The organism is Olsenella sp. CU969 (genome assembly GCF_905219715.1).
Taxonomy (GTDB): Bacteria; Actinomycetota; Coriobacteriia; order Coriobacteriales; family Atopobiaceae; genus Granulimonas; species Granulimonas faecalis.
On sequence record NZ_CAJMXC010000020.1, the window covers coordinates 19,374 to 27,355 of the forward strand.

3 protein-coding genes and 2 tRNA genes are annotated in these 7,982 nt (G+C 72.3%); 2 read left to right on the forward strand and 3 right to left on the reverse strand.

Annotated features, from left to right (window positions below):
* Nucleotides 1-91: 91 nt before the first annotated feature.
* From JX283_RS03690 to JX283_RS03700, 3 genes are all read right to left on the reverse strand, one after another.
* Nucleotides 92-4,888 (reverse strand): DEAD/DEAH box helicase, encoded by a 4,797-nt coding sequence (locus tag JX283_RS03690; protein WP_204829392.1) that lies wholly within the window; start codon nt 4,886-4,888, stop codon nt 92-94.
* Between the two features lie 608 nt (nt 4,889-5,496).
* A tRNA-Ser gene (locus JX283_RS03695) sits at nt 5,497-5,587 on the reverse strand.
* 45 nt (nt 5,588-5,632) lie between these two features.
* Nucleotides 5,633-5,723: transfer RNA gene (locus JX283_RS03700), tRNA-Ser, on the reverse strand.
* 88 nt (nt 5,724-5,811) lie between these two features.
* Here JX283_RS03700 and JX283_RS03705 point away from each other — a divergent pair.
* Both JX283_RS03705 and JX283_RS03710 read left to right on the forward strand, forming a co-directional pair.
* Nucleotides 5,812-6,837, forward strand: coding sequence for a trimeric intracellular cation channel family protein (locus tag JX283_RS03705; protein WP_204829393.1), 1,026 nt, complete (start codon nt 5,812-5,814; stop codon nt 6,835-6,837).
* A gap of 60 nt (nt 6,838-6,897) precedes the next feature.
* The coding region (locus JX283_RS03710; RefSeq protein WP_204829394.1) for a DUF4013 domain-containing protein at nt 6,898-7,982 on the forward strand (1,085 nt) is incomplete at its 3' end.

A 7,982-nucleotide genomic window follows, 5' to 3' on the forward strand; every position in this document is an offset into this window, starting at 1 on the left:
GAGCGCCCGGGTCTGGGATCCCAGACCCGGGCGTTTTGCGTTTCACGTAGAACGTCGGCCAGGCCCGGGCCCGGGCGCCGCGGGGCGCCCGTCAGTACGGCTTCGGGTAGAACCGCATGCCGTCGGGGGTGGGGACGAACCCAAGCCCCGCGAGCACCGGTGCCAGGGGGCCCTCGCGGACGGCCCTGCCGTTCACGGACCGCACCTCGATCCGCTCCAGGGCCCAGGACCGGCCCTGGGCCCGCGCCCGGTCCTCCATGGCGTCGAGCACGGCGGCCACGGCGCCGCCCCAGGCGTCCTCGCAGCCAAAGAGCGCCACGGTCTTGAGGCGGGGCGCCGCCCAAAGCACGGGCATCCCACCGAGGAAGACCGTCCAGGAGTCCGCGGAGCGCTTGGGGAGCTCGGTGCCGTCGGGCCAGGGGAGGACCGCTCCCAGGGGCTGCCCCGGGTCGGCCGAGCAGAGCACGCGCAGGTCGCGGGCGGCCGCGGGACCCTCGCCGTCCCCTGCGCAGTCGCGTGCCTCGCGGAGCGCCTCCACGGTGTCGACGGCGGCGAACTGCAGGGGGCCGAGCCCCTCCACGAAGGCGCCGCGCAGCAGCGACCCGGCCTCCTCCATGGCCTTGAGCACGGGGTAGACCTGGGAGAGGCCGCCGGGGANCCCCGCCGCCTCGGCCGTGGCGGGGCAGGCCACGCCGTAGCGGTCGAGCAACGACTCCGCGAGGGCGCANGCCCGCTCGGTGTCGGAGGCGTCGCTCGGGCAGNCGAGGGACCAGCGCCCCGATGTCGCCGCGGCGGGGGACACGGCCGGGACCTCGGAGAGGGCCCGGGCCGCGCGCCGGGCGGCGTGCCCCCGGTAGCGGCTGTGCGACCGGCGTCTCGGGGCCGGGACCTGGCCGCGCGCCTTGGACCGCGCGGCGTCGAACGAGTCGACGAGGCAGACGCCGTCCCAGAGCAGGGCCTCGAGCGTCTCCGCCACGGCCGCCGCACCTCCCGCGGCCTCGCCGCAGCGCGCGTCCACCACGGCGAAGGGCGCGGCGCCCTCCCGGGCCAGCATGTCCCACACCCGCGCCCTGGGACCCTCGCCCCCGTCATCCGCCGCCTCCGGGCGCGCCGGTGCGGTACCGGCGCCGGGGGCCGGCAGCGGGGCGAAGGGGGAGTCGGTGGGCCAGAACGCCGCCAGCCGGCGCTGCCCGCCGTCCTTGGACGCAGGCGCCAGCCTGCCCTGCCCCACCACGTCGCCCGAGGCCAGGAGCTCGTCGAGCATGGCGGGCCGGTAGCCGGGCACGCGGTCCGGGAAGACGGTGCCCTCCCACACCTCCGGCGGCAGGAAGACGCCCTCAAAGAGCGCGACGGCGTCGGCGAGCAGGTCCACGGGGTCGCTGGCCTCCTCGCCCGCGCGGGGCACCTGCTGGCGACTGAGGAGCGAGGCCGTGTAGGTGGCGCCGTCCACGGGGGCCGTCGCGCCCACGGCCCGCTCCCGGGCCCGGGCGCGCATGCGCCGGAAGACCNAGGCCTCCACGGCGGTGCGGGGGCCACCGTCGTCATCGTGGCCAAAGGGCGCCTCCAGCAATGTGCCGTCGTGAGTGAGCCGCGCCACGGACTCCGCAGCCACGGCCGGCCCGCACCCCAGGGAGCGGGCGACCTCGCCCGCCGAGAAGGGGCCGTGGCAGGCGGCGAAGCGCGCCATGAGGCCGTCCAGCGGGTGCCTCTCGACGACGGAGGCCTCGGCACCGGAAAAACCCGCGAACACCTCCCGCTCCGCCGCGGCCCAGGCGGGCACGGCCACCCCGAGGGCGTCGGCCAGCACGGCGGCGTCGGGCGCGGCTACCCAGCGCACCTCGCCGGCCACCACGGCGCGGAACACGCGCCGGCGGTCGGCGAGGGCCGTGAGCCACCTCACGGCGCGGGACGGCTCGTCGCAGCGTTCNGCCACCTCGCCGTCCGACAGCGGGCCCAGGCGGCGCAGCATGCGCTCGACGTCGTCCTCGGAGGCGGCCTGGGTGCCGGGTGCGAGCCACTGGAGCTCGNCCTCCACCTCGGCGGCCACCTCGGACGGCACGAGGGAGGCCAGGTCGTCGCCGCCGACGAGCTCGGCCAGGAGCGACGGGTCCACGGAGAGCAGGTCGGCGGCCTTCTCGGCGTGGGGGCGGTCGTCGTCGTAGAGGTGTTCCATGACGTAGCCAAAGAGCAGGTTGGCGGCAAAGGGCGACGGCGTGGCCGTATGGGCCACGGTCACGGACGTGCGCCGGCTGCGCAGGCGCCGCTGCACCTCCTCCAGGGCCGGCAGGTCGTAGACGTCGCGCAGGCACTCGCGCATGGCCTCCAGGAGGATGGGGAAGCCCTCGGTGCGCCGGGCCGCCTCGAGGAGCTGGCCCCCTTGCACACGCTGGAGCCAGAGGGGCGCCCGCTTGCCAAAGCCCGCGGGGCGCATGAGGAGGGCGCGGGCGNCGCACTCGCNGAACCGTGCGGAGAAGAGCGCGGTGTCGGCCACGCAGGAGCGCACGGTCTGGGCGAGGACGTCGCCGTCNAACATGAAGAGCTCCNGCCCCGGTAGCTCGTCTGCGGGCTGCATGCGCAGGACGATGCCGTCGTCCGCGGCCATGACCTCCGGGTCGAACCCGTAGCGCNGNCGCACGCGGTCGGCCACGGCCAGGGCCCAAGGAGCGTGCACGGACCGGCCGAAGGGCGAGTGGAGGATGAGGCGGAGGTCGCCCCCGTCGTCGTCCACGTACTCCATGACCAGGTGCGACGCCCCCGGCACGGCCCCGGTGGAGGCTCGCTGCTGCGACAGGAGGGCGCAGAGGTTGTCGGTGGCNTCGTCCGTGAGGCCCGCCGCGGCCAGGCGCACGGCGAGCGCCCCGTCGGGGCGGTTCCGGTGGGTGCCGGCCGCTGCGGCGTCGAGGAACTCGCCCTTGGCCAGGCCGTCCTCGAAGGGCCGGCCCGCGCCCTCGCCGTGCCAGAAGGGCAGGCGCGACGCCCGGGCCCCGGTGCGCTCCACGAGCACGCGGTCGTCGTGGATGCGCTTGATGCGCCAGGTGCTCGTGCCCAGGGTGATGACGTCTCCCACACGGCTCTCGTGGACCATCTCCTCGTCGAGCTCGCCCACGCGCCGCCGCTCCCTGCCTGTNCGCTCACCCTCCACGAACACCGGGTAGAGGCCGCGGTCGGGGATGGTGCCTGCGCCCGACACGGCCAGGTTGCGGCTGTTGGGCAGCGCCGTGAGCTCGCCGGTCTCGCGGTCCCAGGCCAGGCGCGGCGAGAAGGCCCCGAGCCCCTCGGCGCCAAAGTCCCCGGCCAGCATGGCGAGCACCGCGTCGAACGCCGCCCGGGGCAGGTCGCGGTAGTTCTCGGCCATGGTCACGCGGGAGAACCACTCGTCGGCCTTCCAGGGGCGCTCGGCCACGGCGGCCACGGTCTGCTGGGCCAGGACGTCGAGGGGGTTCCCCACCAAGCGCGTCTCCTCGATGGCCCCGGCCCCCATGGCCTCGGCCGCCACGGCGCAGTCCACGAGCTCCAGGCGGGTGCGCGGGAACATGACGGCCCGGGACCGGCCGCCCACGGAGTGATTGGCGCGGCCCACGCGCTGCAGGCCGCCGGCCACCGAGAGGGGCGGCGCCACCTGCACCACGAGGTCCACGGAGCCCATGTCTATGCCCAGCTCGAGGCTGGACGTGGCCACCACGCAGCGGAGCCCGCCCGACTTGAGCCGAGCCTCCACCTCGGCGCGGCGCTCCTTGGACACCGAGCCGTGGTGGGCCTCGGCCACGGGGGCGAAGTCCTCGGGCAGCGGCTGCGTGTGGGTCTCGGTCGAGCCCATGGCCGAGTGGAACGCCCTCTCGGGACCCGAGGGGGCGGCGGGGGCCAGGCCGTGGCGCTGGGCGTGGAGCTCGTTCAGCCGGGCGCACAGGCGCTCGCAGAGGCCGCGGCTGTTGACGAAGACGATGGTGGAGGAGTGCGCCTCCACCAGGTCGAGGATTCTCGCCTCCAGGTGCGGCCACACCGAGCGCGAGCCGACGCGGCTCTCTCGGGGCAAAGGCTTGGAGGCCTTGATGTTGCTGTTCTTCCCGGCAGCCATGGCCGCCGCCATGGTGCGGTCGGTCTTCCAGGCATCGGCCGGCGGCACCGCGGAGCCCCGCTCGGCCGCCCGGGTGGAGAGGGCGGCCACCCGCACCATGTCGGGCACGGGCACGCGCACGGAGAGGTCCATGTCGGGCGCNGCGCCGGCGCCCACCACCCGTACGGGGCGGCTGCCGCCCAGNAAGCGCGCCACGCGACCGGGCGGCCGCACCGTGGCCGAGAGGCCCACGCGCTGGGCGGGGCGCTCCAGCAGGCAGTCGAGCCGCTCCAGGGAGAGGGCCAGGTGGGCGCCGCGCTTGGAGTCGGCGAGGGAGTGGACCTCGTCCACGATCACGGTNTCCACGCGTTCCAGCACCCGGGNCNCCTTGGAGGTGAGCATGAGGTAGAGCGACTCCGGCGTGGTGATGAGGATCTGGGGCGGCCTGCTCGCGATGCGCCGGCGCTCGGCCGGGGTGGTGTCGCCGGTGCGCATGGCCGTGGTGGGGGCGGCGATGTCGAGGCCCGCCGCCGCGGCCTCGTCGGCGATGGCGGAGAGGGGCCGGCGCAGGTTCCTCTCCACATCGGCCGCCAGCGCCTTCATGGGTGAGACGTAGAGGATCCGCACGCCGGGCTCCGCGGGTGAGGGAGGGTCGGCCACCAGGCGGTCTATGGCGGCGAGGAACGCCGCCAGCGTCTTGCCGGAGCCTGTGGGGGCGATGGCCAGCACGTTCTCGCCGTCCTGGATGGCGTCCCAGGCCTCGGCCTGCACCGGTGTGGGGGTCTCGAACTCGGCGAGGAACCACGAGCGCACGGCCGCGGTGAAGCGGCCCATGGGGGCGGGCGATCCTTCGGGTGTGCGGTGGGCCATGGTGGTGAATCATTTCTCGAAAAGTACGACAGATACCGTTCAAGGGAGTTTATCGACCGTTTATAGAATTAGGGGACCATCATATCTTTCGATGCAATTGTGCTGCCATTTTAATGACGTGGTTCTAATAAACGAAAGGAGAGANATGGAAGTCCGTAGGTCGATGTAAACATGTTTGTCCGGTTATTCATCAAGAACCCCGCCACGTACCTGACGCTCCTCTGGGCGGTGTGCTTCTGGCTCCGGTGGGAGTGGGTCATCCCGTACCAGGGGATGTACTACTCGTTCCCACCCNGCGGCCTCTTGGTNACATNGGGTGAGACGTGGCTCCCTTGGGCAGTGGTCGCCGTTCTCTGGGTGCGTGACGCCCTCGCCCACCGCGGGTGACGGCCCTGTCCGGGGTCCCGGCCCATGGGCGGCCCCGGTCGGGGGGTCTCCGGCCATGCCAAAGAGGCCTTTGGCATGGCCTCCCGCTGGCGGCGCCGCGGGGCGACGGCAAACGGGCCCGACAGACGTGACAGGCAGCCGAAAAAGGAGAAGGCCCGGGGTGCCCCGGGCCTTCCGGCTTTCAATGGCGGAGGAGGAGGGATTCGAACCCTCGTACGTGCGGAGCACGTAAACGGTTNTCGAGACNGCCGCAATCAACCACTCTGCCACCCCTCCGTATATAGGGTGCGCGGCGCCCCGTGGGACGCNGCGTTAGGAATCTGGCGGAGAGTCCGGGATTTGAACCCGGGAGACGGGGTTACCGCCTACACGATTTCCAATCGTGCTCCTTCAGCCGCTCGGACAACTCTCCAGATGCGATTGCAACGGCTAGAATAACACAACGCGCGCATGTGCCACAGCAAAATCGTGAGTCCACACCTCGAGCCGGGGAGCCGTCCATGGAGTCGTTCTTCACGTCGTTGAACCCCCAGTTCTCGGTGNTCGCCATGCCCCAGTGGATCGACATGGCCGCCGTGGTGGTGGGCGCGGCCTTCGGCGGGCTCACCGCCACCGAGCGCAAGNNCGACCTCTTCGGCGCCGCAGGCCTCGGCATGCTCTGCGGCCTCGGCGGCGGCCTCATCCGCGACATGATCATGCAGCGCGGCACCGTCTTCATGCTCGACTCCCCCTGGGCCATCCCCGTGGCCGCCGTGGCCGGTATGGTGGCCTTCTTCTTCTCTGGCCTCTTCCGCCGCATCGACCGCATCACCGCCGTCGTGGACATCCTCTCGGTGGGCATCTACACCGCCACGGGCACCGACAAGGCTGTGGTGGCCGGCCTCACCTTTGTGGCCTGCCTGCTCATGGGCGTGCTCACGGGCGTGGGCGGCGGCATGCTCCGCGACATCTTCCTGGGCGACGTCCCGCAGATCTTCCGCCCGGGCAACCTCTACGCCTGCTGCGCCCTGCTTTCGGGTGCCGCGTACTACGGCCTGGTCTACATGGGGCTCGTCAAGGGCGTGGCCGTGGTGGCCTGCGTGGCCGTGTGCTGCCTCCTGCGCTGGGCGAGCCTCCGCTACAACATCCAGACGCCCTCCCAGGTGGACCTCACGCCGCGGGTCATCGACTACACCCGGCGCCTCAAGGCGCGGCAGCCCGNCGACGTGAGCTACCATATCCCCTACCGCGCCAGCCNCTACGGCCACGGCGTGCGGGGNTCCCAGGAGCCCACACGGCCGCTCACCGTGGCCGAGCAGGNCCGCCACAAGCGGGTGGAGGAGCAGGAGCGCGCCCAGCTGAAAGACGAGCTCAAGGCAGAGATCAAGGAGGAGCTCGCCGCCGAGGAGCGCCTGGCCGACGCCGGTCAGGCCACCGGATCGGCCGAGGCCATCTTCGGCACGCCGGAGACCATGGACCGCCTGGAGCACTGTCGCGGCGGCGAGGGCGACCCTTCCGGCGACGGGACCGACGGGAAGGGCGCCTGAGGACGGCCCGGTTTGGGGTACCCTCGTTTCAACCGCGCAGCTCTCGATGAAGGGGTCTCCATGGCTGACACCGCGTTCGGCAACGGCCACTACCTGTCCCGCGCCTGGGCGATGCTCACCCAGGACAAGGGCTGGTGGAAGCCCGTCCTNGTCCTCGCCCTCTGCATGTTCGTGCCCATCGCGGGCCCCATCGTCATGATGGGCTACATCTTCGCCTGGGCCCGTCTCACGGCCTGGGGCGTGGACGCCGCCCCCAAGCAGACCCGGGTGGACGTGGGCGGCTGCTTCAAGGCAGGCTGGACGGCCTTCGTGGTCNACCTCGGCTNGGGCGCGCTGCTGNNCGCCGTNGTGTATGTGCTCANGGCCGCGTTCTCGCCCATGGGTTCCGGAGTCTCCTCCTTCATGAACCTCGTCCTCTTCGTGGGCCAGTGGGTCTGCGGCGTGTTCATCATGGTGGCGGCCCTGCGCGCCGTCATCTACGGCAGGATCGGGCCGGGCTACGGCTTTTCCAAGGTGTGGACCATGGTGAGCCACGACTTCTCGGGCCTCGTCCGGGTCCTGGGCATCGATCTCCTCGGCACCGTCGTCGAGGTGGTCATCGGCATTGCCGTGGGACTCTGTCTCTTTGCCGCCGCGTTCCCCGCGATCGCCCAGGTCGCGGCCTTGGCCACCTGGGGTGACGGCGACGCCTACGCCCTGTACTGGCTCCTCCAGACCGTCGGCCCGCTCCTCTCGGCGTGGCTGCCCCTCGTCGTGCTGGCCACCTACGTGACCGTCGCCGTCGAGATCGTGTTCGCCATGCTCGCGGTCACCGCCGCCGCCATCTGGATGCGGCAGTTCGATGTCCCGGCTTGGGGCGACCCCTCCGACCCGGTGCCTGTGGTCGGCGGCCCGGCGACGCCCGTTTCTCCTGTGAATCCGGTCCCGGGCGGTGCCCTGCCTCCCGATAGTGGGTACCAAGCCCCCAACGACCGACCCAAGGAGGCCCTACCCATGGACTACAAGGCAAACGAGAACGTCACCGCGCCCACCAACGAGGATGTCTGGGACGCCGCGGACGCCATCGCCGACAAGAGCGGCAGGCTCGACCCCGACGACCAGGCCGTCGACCACATGGAGTACGAGGACGACCCCACGGTGCGCCC